Source organism: Micromonospora sp. NPDC005205, assembly GCF_040608275.1.
GTDB lineage: Bacteria > Actinomycetota > Actinomycetes > Mycobacteriales > Micromonosporaceae > Micromonospora.
This window is the reverse complement of record NZ_JBEXHV010000001.1, coordinates 92,453-110,051: the sequence shown is the minus strand read 5'-3', so window position 1 is coordinate 110,051 and position 17,599 is coordinate 92,453. Positions and strand designations below refer to the sequence as shown.

The 17,599-nt window shown below is 71.1% G+C and carries 19 protein-coding genes; 1 reads left to right on the top strand and 18 read right to left on the bottom strand.

The genetic code is table 11. The features are described from left to right. Nucleotides 1-4 precede the first annotated feature (4 nt). The 5 genes from pheA to ABZU43_RS00520 form a co-directional block, all read right to left on the bottom strand. Complete coding sequence (gene pheA, locus ABZU43_RS00540) at nt 5-958, bottom strand: prephenate dehydratase (protein ID WP_355004484.1); 954 nt, start codon at nt 956-958, stop codon at nt 5-7. 10 nt (nt 959-968) lie between these two features. Continuing rightward, nucleotides 969-1,463 carry a hypothetical protein gene (locus ABZU43_RS00535; protein ID WP_355004483.1) on the bottom strand — a complete coding sequence of 165 codons (495 nt, stop codon included), beginning with the start codon at nt 1,461-1,463 and terminating at the stop codon, nt 969-971. 207 nt (nt 1,464-1,670) lie between these two features. Beyond that, nucleotides 1,671-2,060: an ACT domain-containing protein gene (locus tag ABZU43_RS00530; RefSeq protein ID WP_355004482.1), complete on the bottom strand. Its 390-nt coding sequence runs from the start codon at nt 2,058-2,060 to the stop codon at nt 1,671-1,673. A 75-nt stretch (nt 2,061-2,135) separates the two neighbouring features. Next, complete coding sequence (locus tag ABZU43_RS00525) at nt 2,136-2,594, bottom strand: hypothetical protein (RefSeq protein WP_355004481.1); 459 nt, start codon at nt 2,592-2,594, stop codon at nt 2,136-2,138. A 169-nt stretch (nt 2,595-2,763) separates the two neighbouring features. Further along, nucleotides 2,764-3,501, bottom strand: a complete 738-nt coding sequence (locus ABZU43_RS00520) for a hypothetical protein (RefSeq protein WP_355004480.1) — start codon at nt 3,499-3,501, stop codon at nt 2,764-2,766. Nucleotides 3,502-3,664: 163 nt separating this feature from the next. Between ABZU43_RS00520 and ABZU43_RS00515 the strand changes: the two genes are divergently transcribed. Next, nucleotides 3,665-4,882 (top strand): arginine deiminase, encoded by a 1,218-nt coding sequence (locus tag ABZU43_RS00515; RefSeq protein WP_355004479.1) that lies wholly within the window; start codon nt 3,665-3,667, stop codon nt 4,880-4,882. A gap of 75 nt (nt 4,883-4,957) precedes the next feature. Here ABZU43_RS00515 and ABZU43_RS00510 read toward each other — a convergent pair whose 3' ends face one another. From ABZU43_RS00510 to ABZU43_RS00450, 13 genes are all read right to left on the bottom strand, one after another. Beyond that, complete coding sequence (locus ABZU43_RS00510; protein WP_355004478.1) at nt 4,958-5,845, bottom strand: DUF5926 family protein; 888 nt, start codon at nt 5,843-5,845, stop codon at nt 4,958-4,960. Between the two features lie 59 nt (nt 5,846-5,904). Further along, the gene (locus ABZU43_RS00505; RefSeq protein WP_355005156.1) at nt 5,905-6,324 is read right to left on the bottom strand and encodes an ATP-binding protein; all 420 of its coding nucleotides are present in this window, start codon (nt 6,322-6,324) and stop codon (nt 5,905-5,907) included. 61 nt (nt 6,325-6,385) lie between these two features. Then, complete coding sequence (locus tag ABZU43_RS00500) at nt 6,386-7,840, bottom strand: PAS domain-containing sensor histidine kinase (protein WP_355004477.1); 1,455 nt, start codon at nt 7,838-7,840, stop codon at nt 6,386-6,388. 54 nt (nt 7,841-7,894) lie between these two features. Beyond that, nucleotides 7,895-8,683, bottom strand: a complete 789-nt coding sequence (locus ABZU43_RS00495) for a glycerophosphodiester phosphodiesterase family protein (protein WP_355004476.1) — start codon at nt 8,681-8,683, stop codon at nt 7,895-7,897. Between the two features lie 10 nt (nt 8,684-8,693). Next, nucleotides 8,694-9,029, bottom strand: coding sequence for a rhodanese-like domain-containing protein (locus ABZU43_RS00490; protein WP_030331693.1), 336 nt, complete (start codon nt 9,027-9,029; stop codon nt 8,694-8,696). 58 nt (nt 9,030-9,087) lie between these two features. Next, nucleotides 9,088-10,005, bottom strand: a complete 918-nt coding sequence (locus tag ABZU43_RS00485; RefSeq protein ID WP_355004475.1) for an LCP family protein — start codon at nt 10,003-10,005, stop codon at nt 9,088-9,090. Nucleotides 10,006-10,225: 220 nt separating this feature from the next. After that, nucleotides 10,226-11,497 carry an LCP family protein gene (locus ABZU43_RS00480; protein ID WP_355004474.1) on the bottom strand — a complete coding sequence of 424 codons (1,272 nt, stop codon included), beginning with the start codon at nt 11,495-11,497 and terminating at the stop codon, nt 10,226-10,228. A 159-nt stretch (nt 11,498-11,656) separates the two neighbouring features. After that, nucleotides 11,657-12,883, bottom strand: a complete 1,227-nt coding sequence (locus tag ABZU43_RS00475) for an LCP family protein (RefSeq protein ID WP_355004473.1) — start codon at nt 12,881-12,883, stop codon at nt 11,657-11,659. 76 nt (nt 12,884-12,959) lie between these two features. Then, nucleotides 12,960-13,937: an NAD-dependent epimerase/dehydratase family protein gene (locus ABZU43_RS00470; protein ID WP_091396807.1), complete on the bottom strand. Its 978-nt coding sequence runs from the start codon at nt 13,935-13,937 to the stop codon at nt 12,960-12,962. An 89-nt stretch (nt 13,938-14,026) separates the two neighbouring features. Next, nucleotides 14,027-15,718, bottom strand: a complete 1,692-nt coding sequence (locus tag ABZU43_RS00465) for a cation acetate symporter (RefSeq protein WP_355004472.1) — start codon at nt 15,716-15,718, stop codon at nt 14,027-14,029. Further along, nucleotides 15,696-16,061, bottom strand: a complete 366-nt coding sequence (locus tag ABZU43_RS00460; RefSeq protein WP_355004471.1) for a DUF485 domain-containing protein — start codon at nt 16,059-16,061, stop codon at nt 15,696-15,698. The genes ABZU43_RS00465 and ABZU43_RS00460 overlap by 23 nt, the downstream gene beginning before the upstream one ends. Nucleotides 16,062-16,235: 174 nt before the next feature. Continuing rightward, complete coding sequence (locus tag ABZU43_RS00455; RefSeq protein ID WP_355005155.1) at nt 16,236-16,988, bottom strand: flavin reductase family protein; 753 nt, start codon at nt 16,986-16,988, stop codon at nt 16,236-16,238. A gap of 232 nt (nt 16,989-17,220) precedes the next feature. After that, nucleotides 17,221-17,448, bottom strand: coding sequence for a hypothetical protein (locus tag ABZU43_RS00450; protein ID WP_355004470.1), 228 nt, complete (start codon nt 17,446-17,448; stop codon nt 17,221-17,223). Between the last annotated feature and the right edge of the window lie 151 nt (nt 17,449-17,599).

Here is a 17,599-nt window from a genome sequence, read left to right as displayed (position 1 = left end):
CCGGTCAGGTCAACTCGCCGGTACGCAGGCGGGCCAACCAGGCCGCCGCGTCGGCGTAGTCGACGTCGGAGAGGCCCGCCGGCGCGGGCACCGGGCGTTCGCCCGCCTCGGCCCACCGGTGCCGGGGGTAGGAGCCCAGGAAGCGGACGTCGGCACAGACCCTGCGGAGCCCCTGCAACGCCTCGCCCAGGCGGACGTCGGCCACGTGGCCGGTGCAGTCCAGGAAGAAGACGTAGCGGCCCAACGCCTCGCCGGTCGGCCGGGATTCGATCCGGGTCAGGTTGACCCCACGGACGGCCAACTCCATCAGCACGGACAGCAGCGCGCCGACCCGGTCGTGGGCGATGAAGACCGCGAGCGAGGTGAGGTCGTCACCGGTCGGCGGGGGTGGCGGCCCGGGGCGGGACACCAGCGCGAACCGGGTCACCGCGTCGGGGTGGTCGGCGATCTTGTCGGCGAGGGTGGTGAGTCGGTGCCGGGCGGCTCCGATCGGTGCGCAGATCGCCGCGTCGTACTCGCCCGTGCCGGCGCCGGCGGCCGCCGCGCCGTTGGAGAGCACGTCGACCACCACGGCGTCGGGCAGGTGGTTGCGCAACCAGCCCCGGCACTGGGTGGACGCCTGTGGATGGGCCGCCACGGTGCGGATCGAGGTCAGCGGGGTGTCGGGCCGTGCGGCGAGCACGAACTCCACTGACAGGATCACCTCCCGGGTGATCACCAGCGGCTCGCCCTCGGCCATCTCGTCCAGCGTGACGCCCACCGCCCCGCCGATCGAGTTCTCCAGTGGCACCAGGGCGGCGTCGGCGTCGCCGGCGCGGACGCTGTCCAGCGCCTCTCCGACGCTGCGAGCGGGCGTACGGGCGCCGCGCTCGGCGGCGGGTATCGAGCGCAGGGCCTGCTCGGCGAAGGTGCCTTCCGGCCCGAGGAAGACGAAACGTGTCGGCGGTGTTCCCGGCATGCCGATCAGCCTACGCACCCGGCCCGTTGGCCGGGCCGGCGTCGCAGGCGAGGGCGCGAATCCCGGCCGGGCCGGTGGCGCGTACCTCGATGGTGCAGACGTCAGTGCCGGCGGTGACCAGCACCGGGGAACCGGGCTCGCCCCGGGTGATCACCTGGAGTTCCTCGTGCCCGGTCACCGTCAGCACTGTGAACTGCCAGTCGCCGGCGCAGAGCGGACCGGTGCGGACCTGGACCCGGACGTTCGCCGGCAGCACTCCGGCCCTGCCGCGCAACAGTTGCAGCACCCGCTGGCCGGTCGGCCCGTTGCGGCAGGCCGTCGCGACCAATCCGGCGTCCGGGGTGGGCGTGACAGTGCCGAGAGACGGGGCGGTGGTCGGCGGGGTGGCCGGTGCGGTGCTCGGGGCGGACGGTGTCGGGGCTGCGGTGTGGGTGGGAACGCTGGTCGGCTCCCCCAGCCCGGGTGGGGCGCCACAGCCGGCCAGCGCCGCGACGGCGAGCGCCATCGGCAGGACTCGGGCGAGGCTCCGCGCCGGAACGCGATCGACTGGCCGGCCAGGAGCCGCCGGTGCGGGGTGGATCGTCGACCGCGGTGCGGGGGACGCGGGCGGGGGCGGGGTGAACGGCACGGGCCGATCCTCGGGACATCGGAGAATTCGTCGCGGCCGGGGTGGCCGAGCCCATCGTAGGGTGAGCGGCCGGTCGGGTGAAGGTCAGCCGGTGACGCGATGCCCGGCGCGCTGGAGCGCGGCCGTGCCCTCGGTCAACCGGACGGTCGGCACCAGCAGATAGTCGGTGTCGAACGTGGAGAACGTGACGGCACTGACCCGGGCCTCGGCGAGCGGGTCGACCAGCGCGGCCAGACTGCCGGTGCCGGCCAGCGTCACCGGGGCAGTGACCCGTAGGCAGCGCCAGGTCGTCTCCACCACGGCCTGTGCCGGCGCCCGCTCGGTCGGGCAGATCACGGAGATCCCGTCGGAGGTCCAGCTCACGGTCACCACGTCCGCGCCGCGCAGCCCGCTCGACAGCGCGTACGGCACTGTGTTGCCGGGAGCCAGCCGGCACACAGCGTATTCCCCCGGCAGCAGAGCGATATCGAGCATGAGGGCACCCTACGGCCTTCGTGCAACCCCGCCCCGGCAACGCCGCGTGCGGCGAAGGGCACACTGCGCCGCAGGTCAGACCTCGGAGAAGAAGGTGAGTGAGCCAGTGACGGTGCCGTCGGTGAGCACCGGGGTGGAGATCGCGTCAACTGTCGCGTCGGAGCTGTTCGCGGAGGCGGCCTGCACCCTGAGTAGCCCCCGGGCGAGTCGGCCGGAGGAGAGCGCCAGCAGGGGCGGAATCTTGTCGATCTCGGCTTCGGTCAGCTCGCCCCGGTTGGCGGTGAAGTCGAGCAGGCGCAGCCCGCCATCGAGCAACGGTCGACCGATCAGCCCGGCCGGCTCGCCGAGGCAGAGCAGCTCGCAACCGGCCGTGGAGATCGCCACCACCCGGGTGTCGGCGTCGATCAGCAGGCACGGCTCGTCGGCCCGGGAGACTGTCGACGACCATTGGCCGACATTGTCGGACTCCGGCTCTGTCGAGGCCCGCACCGCCGGCACGAACGCTTCCGAGAGCGAAAGTTCGACGTGGGCCACCGCGCCTCCTATGTGCACCGATCGACTGTCCACGCTAGCGGGTCGCCGACGGAATCACCGAGCGCACCGGGTCACCGGGGCGCGCAGCGTGAACCGCAGCGACCGGTGACGGCGCGGAAACCGGTGAGGTGAACGGGGGGACCGGAGCCGCGTGGCGTCGCCGGTGACGTTACCGGCGGTGGGCCGGCTTGTCAGCGGCCGTTCGGCCCTCGTCGTACCACCGGTAGTCGGCGGTTGGACGGTACGTGCCGTTCAGCCAGGTGCCCGGGTGCTGCGCGACCCGGGAAAGCTTCTCGGCGGTGGCGGGGCTGATCCGGCTGCCGCCGGCCACGAGCAGCCGGTCCAGTTCCCGGTGGGTGGCCATCAGACAGTCCTTCGGAAGGCCGTAGACGCTGATCACGCCCGAACCGACGAAGGTCAGCACCGGTGTCACCGGTACGGGAAGCCCCACCGCCTCGGAGAGGGCCTTGCTGGCCCGCTTGGCGTCCCGGCGGGACTCGGCCACGTACGGAGGTCGCTTGCCGTTGATCTGCACCACGTCTCCGGCGACGAGCACCCGGGCCCGGCCATGGTCGGCGATGGTCACGGCGAAGAGGCCACTCGGCCCGATGGCGAGGAACCCGGCTCGATCGTCCTGACCGTGGTCGAGGACGTCTGTCACGTCGGTGCGCGGCCACTCGATCACGTGCCAGGACGGCCCGAGGTGGTCGAGTTGGCCCAACGCCCGTGCCCCGGCCGCCTCCAGGCGGCGTGCACCCCGCTCAGCACGACGGCGGCGGGCCCATTCGAGCGGTGTCGGACGGACCGGTTCGAGAACCCCCGGCGCCTCGACGCGGGGATGTGGCACCGCGACGGGCGGCAGTGCCCGAGCGGACGGTACGGCTCGTCGTGCGGGAAAGACAGTCATCGCGACCTCCGGCAAAAGGTCCCTCGAAGTTATGTCCTCACTACCCTACGTTGCCACTACCGGTGTTCTGCAAGCCGGAGCGCCGGAGTGACTGTGGATGAATGCCATATTCATCCACAGTTCTTTTCTCGGATGCCGCTAAACCCTGCCCTACGCTGCGGGAGTGACCCACTACGTCGACAGTGAAGTCGGCCGGCTCGGCACCGTACTGCTGCACCGGCCCGGCCCCGAACTGGCCCGGCTCACCCCGCGCAACAACGACTCGCTCCTGTTCGACGCGATCCCCTGGGTGGAGCGCGCCCAGGAGGAGCACGACGCGTTCGCCGCCGCCCTGCGCGAACGCGGCGTCGAGGTGCTCTACCTGGCCACCCTGCTGGCCGAGACGCTGGCCGTCGCGGACGCCCGGGCCGAACTCACCGAACAGGTGCTGCGCTCCCGGCGGCTCGGCGACACGCTGCGCGCCCGCGTCGCCGACCACCTCTCCTACCTGGACCCGGCCGCGCTGGCCGACGTGCTCACCGCCGGGCTGGCCCACGAGGAGTTGCGGATCAGCTCGGAGCGGCCCGGTGGGCTGGTCTACACGCTGATGGACCGACACGACTTCGTCATCGACCCGTTGCCCAACCTGCTCTTCACCCGCGACTCGTCGCTGTGGATCGGCGACCGGGTCGGCGTCACCAGCCTGGCCATGCCGGCCCGCCGCCGCGAGACCACCCTGACCGACGCCATCTACCGCCACCACCCCCGGTTCGCCGGCACCGAGTTCGTCTACCGCCCCACCCTCGAGCACCTGGAGGGCGGGGACGTGCTGCTGCTCGCGCCCGGCGTACTGGCGGTCGGGGTGGGCGAGCGGACGACACCGGCCGGAGCGGAACGCCTCGGTCGGCAGGTCTTCGCCGCCGGCCTGGCCCACACCATCCTGGTGGTGCCGATCGCCCAGAAGCGCGCCACGATGCACCTGGACACCGTGTGCACGATGGTCGACGTGGACGCCGTCCTGATGTACCCCAACATCGCCAGCACGCTGTCCGCGTACACGGTGATCTCCGGCGGGGACGGCGAGGACCCGCGGGTGGACGGGCCGGCACCGTTCCTGCGGGCCGCCGCCGACGCGATGGACCTCGACCTGCTCCGGGTCATCGACACCGGCCTGGATCCGGTCACCGCGGAACGCGAGCAGTGGGACGACGGCAACAACACCCTCGCGCTGGCCCCCCGGCTCTGCGTCGGCTACGAGCGCAACACGGCGACCAACGCCCAACTGGAGCGGGCCGGCATCGAGGTGATCCCGATCGCCGGCTCCGAGTTGGGCTCCGGTCGGGGCGGACCGCGCTGCATGTCCTGCCCGATCACCCGGGACCCGCTACCCGTCGCCGGCTGAGCACGCGACGGGCGCAGCCGCCGCCCCGCTGAGTGGACGACAGCGCCCGCCGCGCGGGGCGCTGTCGTCCCCGGCTCAGCGCAGGGTGAGCTGACGGCCGAGCAGCCCCTGACGGGCCCGGCGGCCGGCGGCGTCGAGTGGGTCGGTGACGGTGAGCGCCTCGGCGTACCGCTTGGCGAACTGCGCCACCGGCTCCTCCCACTCGGCGGCCGGGGTCTCCTCCGGCAGGTCCCAGACCGGCACGAGTCGACCGTGCGCGCGGAACATGCCGGCGAACTTGGTCTGCTCGCCGAGCGTCAACGTGCCGGCCGCGCCGAGTCGGGCCAGCGCGTCCAGGGCGGCGTCCTCGTCGTCCGGCAGCACCCAGCGCACGTGGGCCTTCTCCGGGACCTGACACCAGTACGCGGCCTTCGCCGCGGTCAGCCGGACCGTTGGGTAGATGGCCGCGTTCGCCCGCTCCAGCGACGCCTGGACGGTCGGGTCGTCGGCGGCCCCGGGGTCGAGCCAGAAGTCGAAACCGTCGTGCATGGTGATGTCCAGCGGACCGTCCACGAGGATGTCCTGCAGCCGGGGCCCGGGGCCGGGCAGTGGCGCCACCGCCACCTGGCCACCCGGCTCGGCGCGCAGCGCGCTGAGCAACGCGTCGGCCAGATCCCGCGACACGTCACCGGACTGCTGGTGGCGCTGGAGGCCGATCAGCACCCGTCCGTCCGGCTTGGTGATCGCCGGGGCGGCCATGGGCAGCACCGTGGCGAGCGTCGCCGTCCGGTCGCCGAATTCCTCGACCAGGGCGGGCGCCAGCCGCAGCGGGGCGGAGGCGGCGGGCACCAACTCGCGCAGCGCGATCCACTCGGACTCGTCGACCAGCCCGTCGAACGGACGCGGCACGAAGACGTCCCGCACCTTGTCGCGACGAGGGGTGGTGTCGGCGGCGGCGCGCTGGCTCTTTCGACGCTTACTCACGGCGTCACAGCCTAGAGCTTCGAGCGGCTCGCCGTGACCGGGACCCGCCCGAGTCGTCCTCAGCCCGCCGGCACCAGGTCGGGTCGGGGTGTCGGCACCCTGTCGAACTCCGCCCAGACGCGCTGGCCCATGCCATCCTGCTCGACGCCCCAACGGGTCGCCAGGCCGGCCACGATGTGCAGGCCGCGCCCGTCCGCCGCATCCGGGCTGGCCGTCCGGAGCCGTGGCCCGGTGCTCGCGCTGCCGCCGTCGGTGACCCGAAGCTGGATCAGTGTGCCCTCGGCCGACGGCCGCAGTTGCCAGGCAACCCTGATGACGTCGCCGGGCAGCGGTCTGGCGTGCCGCACCGCGTTGCCCACCAGCTCCGCGAGCACAGCGATCAGGTCCGCGAGGATCGTCGGGGGTACGACATCAGTCAGCTCGGCGGCGAGCCGGTGTCGGGCCAGCCGTGCCCCGCCCGGGTGGTGAGGAACCACCACGCACCAGGCCCGATCCCTCGTTGCCGCTGCCACCGTCGCCTCCACGTCGCGCCACCCCTGGTCAACCGCGCGGTAGCCGCACCTCTGCGACCGTACCGCCGCCGGCCCTCGGACGTAGGGATACCCATCCATTCTGTTGTTCAACGATTCGGCGGACGAGATAGAGCCCGAGCCCGGCTCCGGGATAGCCGCGCCGGTCGCCGGACTCGCCCTGCCAGAACCTGTCGAACGCCCGTTCCACGTGCTCGGGTCTGATGCCGATGCCCTGGTCGCTGACCCGGAACGCCACCAGATGACCGTCGCCCGAGGCGGTGATCTCGATGGGAGAATCAGGTGCCGAGTACTTACCGGCGTTCGTCGTCAACTCGGTCAGCACCGTGGCCAGGCTGGGCCGGTGACCGAGCGCCTTGGGCAGGTCGCTCGGAAGGCGGAGCACCAGCCGGCGGCGCAGCTCAGCCGGCAGGTCGACGACGGCGGAGCGCAGCGCCTCACCGAGGTCGAACGGGGTGGGAGGGTCGTCGCCCGGCCCCACCTCGGCCGCCGAGCTGAGCAGACGGTCGACCAGCCGGGCCAGCTCGTTGGCGCGTTGCCCGATCACCCGGGCCGCCTGCCGTCGGTCGACGTCGGTCAGCGACTCCCAGTGGTCGGTGAGGGTGTCCGCGTACCCCTTGATGACGGTGACCGGGGTGCGCAGCTCGTGGCTGGTCACCGCGACGAACAGTTCGCGGTCGTGGTCGCGGCGCTGCTGGTCGGTGATGTCGCGGAAGGTGACCACCCGTAACGTTCCCGGGCCGGGCAGGTCGCCGGAGGTGATCCGCAGCCAGCGGCCGTCCGGCATCCGGTGGTCCCGAACCTGCCCGGAGGGTGGCAGCGGGAACGGCAACGGGCGGCTCAGCGACTGCTCGACCGTCCGGCCGGTGACCTGGGCGGCGGCCGGGTTCCAGAGCCGGACGTGCCCGTCCCGGTCGACGACGGCCAGCCCGTCGGCGAGGGCCGCCACCACCGGGCCGTCGCCGTGCACCGGCAGGCCACTCTGGTCGCCGTACATGTGCCCGACGCAGGAGGCGAGATAGGCGATCACCCCCTGCTGCTCGGCGCCCGGCTCGTCGTCGCCCGGGTAGAGCGCGTGCAGGCTGCCGACGGTGTGACCGCCGATCTCGGCCCGGGAGACCACCATCCGGCGCAGGCCGCTGCCGGCCAGTTCGGCGGCCAGCTTGCCGTTGAGGTCACTCACCCGCGCCTGTCGTACCCGTGGTCCGGTGAGCAGGCAGACGGTGTCCGGGTCGTCGACCGCCAGTGGTCGGCCCAGGGCCCATTCCGCCGCGCCGGTCGCGGCGATGACGCGACCGCCGGTGGGACCGAACTCGACGAACGCCATCCCGGTCGCGCCGAGCGCCGGCTGGGCCACCCGGAGCAGTTGGGTGAGGACCGGCAGGCCCGCGTCCCCAGAGTTGATCATCTCGATCACGACGGTGTGGCCGGCGAGGAGAGCGGGGAAATCGATACGCTCCGGCATGTGCCGAGTCTGCCCCGCCGACCCGGTTTTGGGCACCCCCGCCCGGTCGATGGGTCAGCGGTCCAGCCGGGCGAGGGCGTACGCGGGCCGGTCGGTGATGATCCCGTCCACCCCGGCGGCCAGCGCCAGCTCCAGGTCGGTCGGCTCGTTGATCGTCCAGACGTACACCTGGTTGCCAGCGGCGCGTAGCGCGGGCAGCAACTGCGGGCGGGTCCGGACCAGGCCGATGCCCGGCCCGGCGATCCGGGTGCCGAACGGCAGCCGACCCAACCGCAGCCAGCGCGGCAGCACCTCCAGCAACAGCACTGTGGGCAGCGTCGGGGCCAGCTCGCGCACCCGACGGACCGCCAGCGGGGAGAACGACATGACTGTCACCTGCACCGGGTCGTCCGGCGCGGGGTCGGCGAGCCCGTACCGGCGCAGCAGGCTGACCAGCCGCCGTTCCACGTTCGAGCCGTAGCGGGAGGGGTGCTTCGTCTCCACCAGCAGTCGGACCGGCCGCCCGGCGGCGAGCACCGCGTCCAGGAGCCGGGCCAGGGTCAGCAGCCGGGTGTGTGACTCGTCAGGCGGCAGATCACCGTCCGGGGCGCCGCCCGGGTGCCACGAGCCGAAGTCCAGGGCGTCCAGTTCGGCGAGCGTACGCGCGCTGACCAGACCGCGACCGTTGCTGGTGCGGTCCAGTCGTCGGTCGTGCACACAGACCAGGTGCCCGTCCCGGGTCAGCCGGACGTCGCACTCCAGGCCGTCGGCGCCCTCGTCGAGGGCGCGCAGGTACGCGGCGAGTGTGTGCTCGGGTAGGTCGAACGAGGCGCCGCGGTGCGCGAAGACCAGTGGCCCGCCCATTGCGCCGGCCTCAGATGACCTGGCCGGGCTGCCCGTTCGCGTCGACCACCGGTCGGCCGACGGCAGCCCACTGGCGCATCCCGCCGTCGGCGTTGCGCACCTGCTCCCAACCGTTGTTGATCAGGTAGGCGACGACCTGGGCGGAACGCCCACCGGAACGGCAGACGACCGCCACCTCCCGGTCGGTGGGCACCTCGGCCAGCCGGGCCGGCAGCTGCATCATCGGCAGGTGGTGAGCGGTGGGCGCGTGGCCGGCCGCCCACTCGTCGTCCTCCCGCACATCCAGCAGGTAGGTCTCGTCGGCGATCTCGGTCACGGGCACCGTGGGAACCTGGGGTCCAAACACAGGAAGCAACACTAGATCCTCGTGGCCCGGTTCGACACCGACCGGGCCGTCGGCACCGTCACAACCGGGTCACCCAGCGGGGATTGGCCTGCGCCCAGGCCGGCACCCGGGTGTCACGCAGCGCCTCGAACAGCCCGTTGCCGCCGTTGTCCAGCACCACGTACGAGACCTCGTCGATGGTCTGCGGCGAGGAGGGCACCTGAACGCCGCGCATCCCGTCGGGCGGCAGCGCGCGCAGCGCGAGGAGCAGATCCTCCAGGGGTACGCCGTTGGTGTCGACGGTCAACGAGCCGCCGACCGCCCGGAGCACCTGGTCCAGTTTGACGGGGTTGCTCCGCAGGTCCGCCCTGCCGGCGCTGTCCAACATCGCCCTGAGCAGCTGCTGCTGGTGGTGCTGCCGGTCGTAGTCACCGCCGGGCAGGTCGTAGCGCTGTCGGACGTAGTCGAGCGCCTGCGCGCCGTCCATCTGCTGGCAGCCGGTGGGGAAGACCCGGTTGGTGTGGATCGAGCGGACCTCGGTGTCCACGCACATCTCCACCCCGCCGAGCAGGTCGATGACCTTCCGGAAGCCGGAGAAGTCGATCAGCGCGGCGCCGTCGAACCGGATGCCGGTGAGCCGGTGCAGGGTGGCGGAGAGCAGTTGGGCGCCGGCCTGCCCGCCGCCGCCGTGCTCGTACGCGGCATTGATCTTGTCTTGACCGCCGCCGAAGCCGTTCGCGGGCGGGATGGTGACCAGCAGGTCACGCGGGATGGAGACCAGGTACGCCTCCCGTTGCCCGGCGGGGACGTGCACGATGAGGATGGTGTCCGAGCGCTGGTCGGGGCCGCTCTCGCCCGGGCGCCGGTCGGAGCCGACCAGGAGGTAGTTGAGCGGCCCGTCCAGGTCGGTGCGCCCCGTGCGGGCGTCGGCGTCGAGCAGTTGCTCCTTGGTCACCGTGCGGTCGTAGCGGTGGCTGAGCGTCTTGAGCCCGGCCACGGCGAGCCCCGCCAGCAGGACGAGGGCCAGGCCGATGCCGAGCAGGATCCGCGGCCAACGGGCGCGGGGCGACCGGGCGGACGGGGCTGCTCCGGCCCGGCCCGCTGCGTTCCGTCCCCACCTGGACGTGACCGCCTCCCCGCAGCCGATACGTGAAACCCGTTCACGTCAGGCTACGGGCGGTGAGGAGGTCGTCGCTGGCTTTCCGCGACTCCCGGCCTCACTTGCGGGTGGAGATCACCTCGGGGTGGGTGAAGACGAACTCGGCGAGTTTGTCCTGCTTGACCGCCTGGAACATCGCCAGGGTCTCTTCGTTCAGACCCTCGGTGTTGTTGTTGTTGGCGTTGAAGGTGCCGTTGTTGGTCTTGAGCATGGTCAGCTCGTTGCCGGTGACCCCGCGCATCGTGAAGATGAAGTCCTCGATCGGCACGCCGCCGGTGTCCAGCACGAACGCCTTGCCCGCCGCCTTGATCAGGTTGTTCATCTTGGCCGGGTTGGACAACATCCCGCCCTCGGTGGCCTTCTTCGCCATCGCCTTGATCAGCTGCTGCTGGTTGGCCTGCCGGTCGTAGTCGCCGTTCTTGAGGGACTTGCGCTGGCGGGAGTAGTCGAGCGCGGCCCAACCCTCCATCTCCTGGCAGCCCTTCTTGTGCACCACCGGGGTCCGCTGCTTGCCGGTCTTCTTGGCGTCCGCGTTCCACATCGGCTTGCCGTCGACGTACGACATGTGCAGCGACTTGACCTCCTGGCTGACACAGATCCGCACCGTGCCCAGGGTGTCGATGACGTTCTTGAAGCCACCGAAGTTGATGATCGCCGCGCCGTCGAAGCTGATCCCGGTGAGCCGCTTGATCGTCTGGGCCATCAGCTGGGCGCCACCCTCCCAGCCGCCACCGTTGGCGGCACCGGCCTGGAACGCGGCGTTGATCTTGCCGGAACCGCCGCCGTAGCCGCTCTTCTTGAACGCCGGGATCTGCGCCTCGGTGTCCCGGGGGATCGAGATCAGGTACGCCTGGTCGTGCGTGGCCGGGATGTGCAGGACGATGATGCTGTCCGAACGCACGTCGTCGGCGGCCCAGCGCTCCCGCGCGTCCACGCCGAGCAGCAGCATGTCGATCGGGCCGTCCAGGCTCGCACCGCCCTCGGCGTCGGACTTGCCGGCATCACCCAGCAGGTTGCCCTTCGCGATGCCGCCGGTGGCCTGCCCGATCAACGCCTTGCTGCCGACGATGGCCACCCCGCTGCTCAGCATCAGCACGGCACCGAAGACGACGGTCAGCCTGGCCCAGAGCGGGTCCTTGCGCTTGGTCCGCTTCTTCGACCCACCGCCACCCGGGCGGTCGCCGCCACCGCCACCACCGCCGCTACCCGGCGGACGCGAGCCCGGCCCGCCTCCCGAGGGGCGCGCCTGCGCGGGTATGGCCGCAGCGACTCGGCCGCTGGGGGCGGCGGACCCGGAGGAAGAAGGGCGACGACTGGCCTGAACCGGCATTCGTGCTCCAGCTCGTGATCAGGAGGGGGCGGCACCACTGTACGTACATCAAATCGACTTGGCGAGTTCATCCCGGGTCAATCCGGACGTCGAATTTTGCAGACTCAGTCGATCGTCGCCGCTCGATGACCCGAACGGGTGGTGCCAGCCGGGCCGCGCTCAGCCCCCGTCGTTGCTCTTCGGCGGGTTCGCCTTGACCCAGTCGGCCATCGTGTCGGCGGACATGGCCTGGTACATCGCGAGCGCCTTCTCCCGGTCCGACACCACCACCGACTCGCCGTTGATCGTGTCGCTGCCCGAGTTCGGGCTGGTCACAAAGGTGAGGTTCTGGCCGCGCAGGTTACGGAACTGAAGCGCCATGTCTGTAACCGAGAAAGTCTGGTCGACGGTTACGGCCGCGGTCACCGATTTGAGGAAATCGTTCAGCTTCTTCGGGTTCGCCAGCGTGCCGGTGCTGGCCGCCTTGTCCATCAGGGCCCGGAGGAACTCCTGCTGGTGCCGCATCCGGGCGAAGTCACCGTCCGGGAACTGCTTGCGCTGCCGGATCCAGTCCAGGGCCTCCGCGCCGTCCATGTGGTTGGTGCCCTTGGTGAAGGTCCGGTACGGCTTGTGGATCGAGGTGATGGTGCGCTCCACCTTCAGGTCCACCCCGCCGAGAGCATCGGTGACCTCCTTGAAGCCGCCGAAGTCGATCGCCATCACGTGGTCGATCCGAACGTCGGTGAAGCACTCCACGGTGCGGACCGCCAGCGGCAGCCCACCGAACGCGAACGCTGCGTTGATCTTCGCGCGCGAACCGGAGCTGCAGTCCGCGCCGGCGCTCTCCGGGATCGGCACGTACAGGTCCCGGGGGATGGAGACCAGGTAGGCCTCCTGGTGGTCGGCGGGAATGTGCATGACGATGATCGTGTCGGCGCGCCACTGACTCTTGCTGTCGACCGGTGCGTCCGGGTCCCGTGAGTCGCTGCCGACCAGCAGGATGTTCAGCGCGCCATCGACGGTCTTGGCGGGCCGACCACCGGTGATCTCCGCGAACGGGTCGGTGCGGGCCAGGTCACTGTTGAGGTTGCGGGCGTACAACCAGGCGCCGACGCTGCCGAGCAGCGCCAGCACCAGCACCGCGGCCCCGGCCACCAGGGCGATCCGGCCCCAACGCGGTCGTGGGCCGCGCCGTCCTGACCCGCCGGTGCCACCCGGGCCGCCAGGCCCGGTGGGCCCCGCCGGGCCGCCGGACCGGGGCTGTTCCTCGTCGTACGACGGGTAGAAGCGCGCCTCGGTCGGACGGGCGCGCCCGGAGGCGCCCCGATCGGGGCCGGGCACCGATGCGCGCCCGGCGCTGCGGTGCAGGTACGGATGCGGGACGCCGGCAGACGAGGTCGCGGACATGTAAATCAGGGTACGTAGCGGGAGCCACTGCCGCCTTCAGGCGACACTCAGCGGCAGGCGCTACGCGGAAATCCGGTTACCCTAGCCGCGACCGGAAGTACTCGATCGTGCGTCGCAGGCCATCTTCGGGCGCGACCGACGGCTCGTATCCGAGCAGCTCGCGAGCGAGCGTCAGATCCGGGCGGCGCATCTCCGGGTCATCCGAGCTGCGGGTGACATAGGTCACCTTCGAGGTGCTGTCGGAGAGCGACACGATCAACTCAGCGAGTTGCCGCATGGTCAGCTCGTGCTCGGTGCCGCAGTTGACCGGGCCCGTCTCGGTCGAGTCGAGCAGCAGCAGGATGCCGCGCACCAGATCCTCGACGAAGCAGATCGACCGGGTCTGGTTGCCGGTGCCGTGCACGGTGATCGGCTCGCCGCGCAGCGCCTGGGAGATGAAGGTGGGGATGGCGCGGCCGTCGTCCGGGCGCATCCGCGGGCCGTACGTGTTGAAGATCCGGACGATCGCCGCGTCGAGCCCGCGGTAGCGGTGGTACGCCATCGTCGCGGCCTCGGAGAAGCGCTTGGCCTCGTCGTAGACGCTGCGGACCCCGATCGGGTTGACGTTGCCCCAGTAGGTCTCCCGCTGCGGGTGCTCCTTCGGGTCTCCGTACGCCTCGGAGGTGGAGGCCATCAGGAACCGGGCGCCGTCGGCGACAGCGCGCTCCAGCAGGTGCAGGGTGCCGACCGAGCCGACCCGGAGGATCTCCACCGGCAGTTGGGCGAAGTCGGTGGGGCTGGCTGGAGAGGCCATGTGCAGGATCGCGTCGAACCGCTCGGCCAGCGCCGGGTGGTGGGTCGGTAGACCGTCGGAGATGTCCGCTTCGACGAGGGTGAAGGTCGGCCGGTCCAGCAGGTGGGCGACGTTCTCCTTGGAGCCGGTCACGAAGTTGTCCAGCGCCACCACCGTGCAGCCTCGGGCGATCAGGGCGTCCACCAGGTGTGACGGGACGAAGCCAGCTCCGCCGGTGACGAGGACGCGGTGATCGGAACCAAAGCGCTCAGCAACCTTCATACGGCTCAGCCTACCGACCGCCGAATTCGCCGAAGGGGTCCCCTGTTGACGTGGGACGTCAACAGGGGACCCCTCGACAGGTGCCGTGATCAGTGGGCGCCTGCGCCGGTGAGGGCGCGCACCTCCAGCTCCGCGTACTTGTCCTCGTCGTGCTCCTTGGAGATGACAGTGCCGATCCACCCGCAGAGGAAACCGAACGGGATGGAGAGGATGCCCGGGTTGGACAGCGGGAACCACTGCCAGTCGTGGTCCGGGAACATCGAGGTCGCCGCACCGGAGACCACCGGCGAGAAGAACACCAGCAGCACGGCCGAGATCAGCCCGCCGTAGATCGACCACACCGCGCCGGAGGTGTTGAACCGCCGCCAGAACAGGCTGTAGAGGATCGCCGGCAGGTTGCCCGAGGCGGCGACCGCGAAGGCCAGCGCCACCAGGAACGCCACGTTGAGGTTCTGCGCGTAGATCGACAGGGCGATCGACACCGCGCCGATTCCCAGGGCGGAGATCCGGGCGACCCGCACCTCCTGCCGCTCCGACGCCTCACCCTTCTTCAGCACGTTCGCGTAGAAGTCGTGCGCCAGGCTGGACGACGAGGCCAGCGTCAACCCGGCGACCACCGCGAGGATGGTGGCGAAGGCGACCGCTGCGATGATCGCCAGCAGTGCTGCCCCGCCCAGTTCGCCGCCGAAGAAGTCGATGCCGAGCGCTTCGGCCAACTGTGGCGCGGCGGTATTGCCGGCCTTGTCCTGTGCCGTGATCGCCTGGCTGCCGACCAGCGCCGCCGCACCGAAGCCGAGGGCCAGGGTGAGCAGGTAGAAGGTGCCGATGATGCCGATCGCCCAGAGCACGCTCTTACGGGCCGCCTTCGCGGTCGGCACCGTGTAGAAGCGGATCAGGATGTGCGGCAGACCGGCGGTGCCGAGCACCAGGGCGATGCCCAGGGACAGCAGGTCGACCTTGTTGTAGAACGTCTGGGTCGAGTTGCCGGCGACCTCGACGCCGTACCGGAGCCCGGGTTCGAGGAACGCGCTGCCCTTGCCGGATGCGGCGGCCGCCTGGCCGAGCAGCTCCGACAGGTTGAAGTTGAACTTCGCCAGCACCAGGATGGTCATCAACAGCGCGCCGCCCATGAGCAGGAACGCCTTGACGATCTGTACGTAGGTGGTGCCCTTCATGCCACCCACGGTCACGTAGATGATCATCAGGGTGCCGACCATGATGATGGTGGCCACCTTGGCGGTGGCCGCGTCCATGCCGAGGAAGGTCGTCCCCGGCCGGATGCCGAGCAGCAGCGCGACCAGCGCGCCGGCGCCCACCATCTGCGCGAGCAGGTAGAAGATCGACACCGTGATGGTGGAGACCGCAGCCGCGGTACGCACCGGACGCTGACGCATCCGGAAGGCCAGCACGTCCGCCATCGTGTACCGGCCCGAGTTGCGCAGCAGCTCCGCGACCAGCAGCAGGGCCACCAGCCAGGCGACCAGGAAGCCGATCGAGTAGAGGAAGCCGTCGTAGCCGTACAACGCGATGATGCCGGCGATGCCGAGGAACGAAGCGGCCGACATGTAGTCGCCGCCGATCGCCATGCCGTTCTGGAAACCGGAGAAGGACCGGCCGCCCGCGTAGAAGTCGGTAGCCGTCTTGGTCTGCCGGCTGGCCCAGATGGTGATGCCCAGGGTCACCGCCACGAAGACCAGGAAGAGCGTGATGGTCAGGTTGCGGGCGGTGTGATTGCCCGCCTCAGCCGCGAGGAACGACTCAACCGCGTGAACCGTCTTCACGGGTCACCTCCCCGATCTCGGCGCGGATCCGGTCCGCGATGGGGTCGATCTTCCGGTCCGCGTACCGGGAGTAGAGCCAGGCGATCACGAACGTGGAGACGAACTGGAGCAGGCCGAAGACCAGTGCGACGTTGATGTTGCTGCCGAACAGCTTCGTGCCCATGAAGTCCCGGGCGTACGCGGAGAGAATGACGTAGAGCGCATACCACAGGAAGAACGCGACGGTCATCGGGAAGACGAAGCCGCGCAGCGCACGCCGCAGCCCGGCGAACTCGTCCGACCGTTGTACGGCCAGGTACTTGTCCGACTGGGAAGCGGCCGGAGCGGGTGTGTCCGTGGACATCTGTGGATCACCACCTTCACAGGCGTCAGAGGAGTTTCGCGCACCGTAGAGAGCGCACTCCCCGGCAGGGAAGGCTGAGATCGACGCCGGTCGGCGAGTGCGCCGAGCGGTTGGCTGGCTGCGCCAAGTGACTCAGGTCACTGCGGTGATCGGTCGCCCGTGTGAGGCGTCCGTTCAGATCGGCAGCTCGTGGTAACGACCCCGGTAGTGCAGCAGCGGGGTGGCCTCCCCGGTCAGGTCGACAGCCTCGATGGTGGCCTCGACCAGCAGGCCCCAGCCGTACTCCCGGGCGGTGTCCAGCCGGCACCCGGCCCAGCCGCCGGCGTCCGCCGGAACCGGCCCGTACGGCGTCTCGTTCCACGCGCCCGTGGCGAAGAGCCCGCCCGGGGCGGGGAAGAGGCCGGCGAACCGGTCGGCGAGCTGCCGGTGTGGCGGGCCGAGCGGCGTGACAGCGAACCGACCCGACTCCTCGGCCGATGCCCAGAGGTCGGACTCCGGGTCGATCAGCCCGAGCAGCCGGTCGGGTTCCCCCTCGGCCACCAGGGTGGACGAGACGGTCAGCCCGGCCGGACCGGGCGCCGTCCAGAGGGTCACCGGTGCGGCGAGGCGACCACGCAGCCGGCGTACCGGCGACCGTTGCCCGGTCGGCACCGCGAACGGATCGGTGTGGTGGATCTCGGCACCCGGCTCATGATTCACGTGAAACATTGTGCCGCCCCGGGCCCTCGCCCAACCAAGGAAGCGCTCGTGCAGGTCGGCGGGCCGCCCGTTGAGCCGGGCGAGCTGATCGCCCGCCTCCGTCATGAGCGCGCCCAGGTAGACCAGCAACCCCACCCGGTCGTCCCGGTACTCGGCCAGCAGCGCCAGCCGCGCCGGCTGGCACGGCCAGAGCGCGCCACACCCACGGCACCGCCAGAGCGGCCGCATCGGCAGGTGCGGCCGGCTCACCGCGGCTCTCCGGCCGTCCGGGGCGGTGGGGTCGCCCGGCCGCGGCGCGGTCCGCTCGGCGGAGGGCAATGCCCGAATGACCGTGATGTCTGCGAGTCATATTGATGCCTCACAGACATCACGCTCGCGGTGAGACACCGATCCCTGGTGCGGCGCGCCGTCCGGTCGCCTGCCTGGTTCGCGGCCCGATCCGGCTGCTGGGCTGCGGGGTTCACCAGCGCCCGCCGTTCGCCCGCCAGGTCTGCGCCGGGGTCAGCCAACCGGCCCGGCCGGGTCGCGGCAGGGCCACCGTCGGCCCGTCAGCCCACGCGGGTGGTCGGTTCGGCGGGCCTGCCGACCGCTCCGATCCGGTCGCGCCCGGCACGGCCGCCGGCGCGGCCACCTTCCTTTTCCGGTACGACCACAGCGCCCCGTTGCTGCCCCGGATGAACCCGAACATGGCTGATCTCCTCCCGTCGACGAGGGCCGCCCCGGCCGGGGGACGACCGGGGCGGCCCGAACGCAGGACCCGGTCGCCGGGACGTCGCCTCCACCGGCCGGGCCGCGTGCCCTCCACCCTGGACGGCAAGGCGTGGACAGGGGAGGATGCC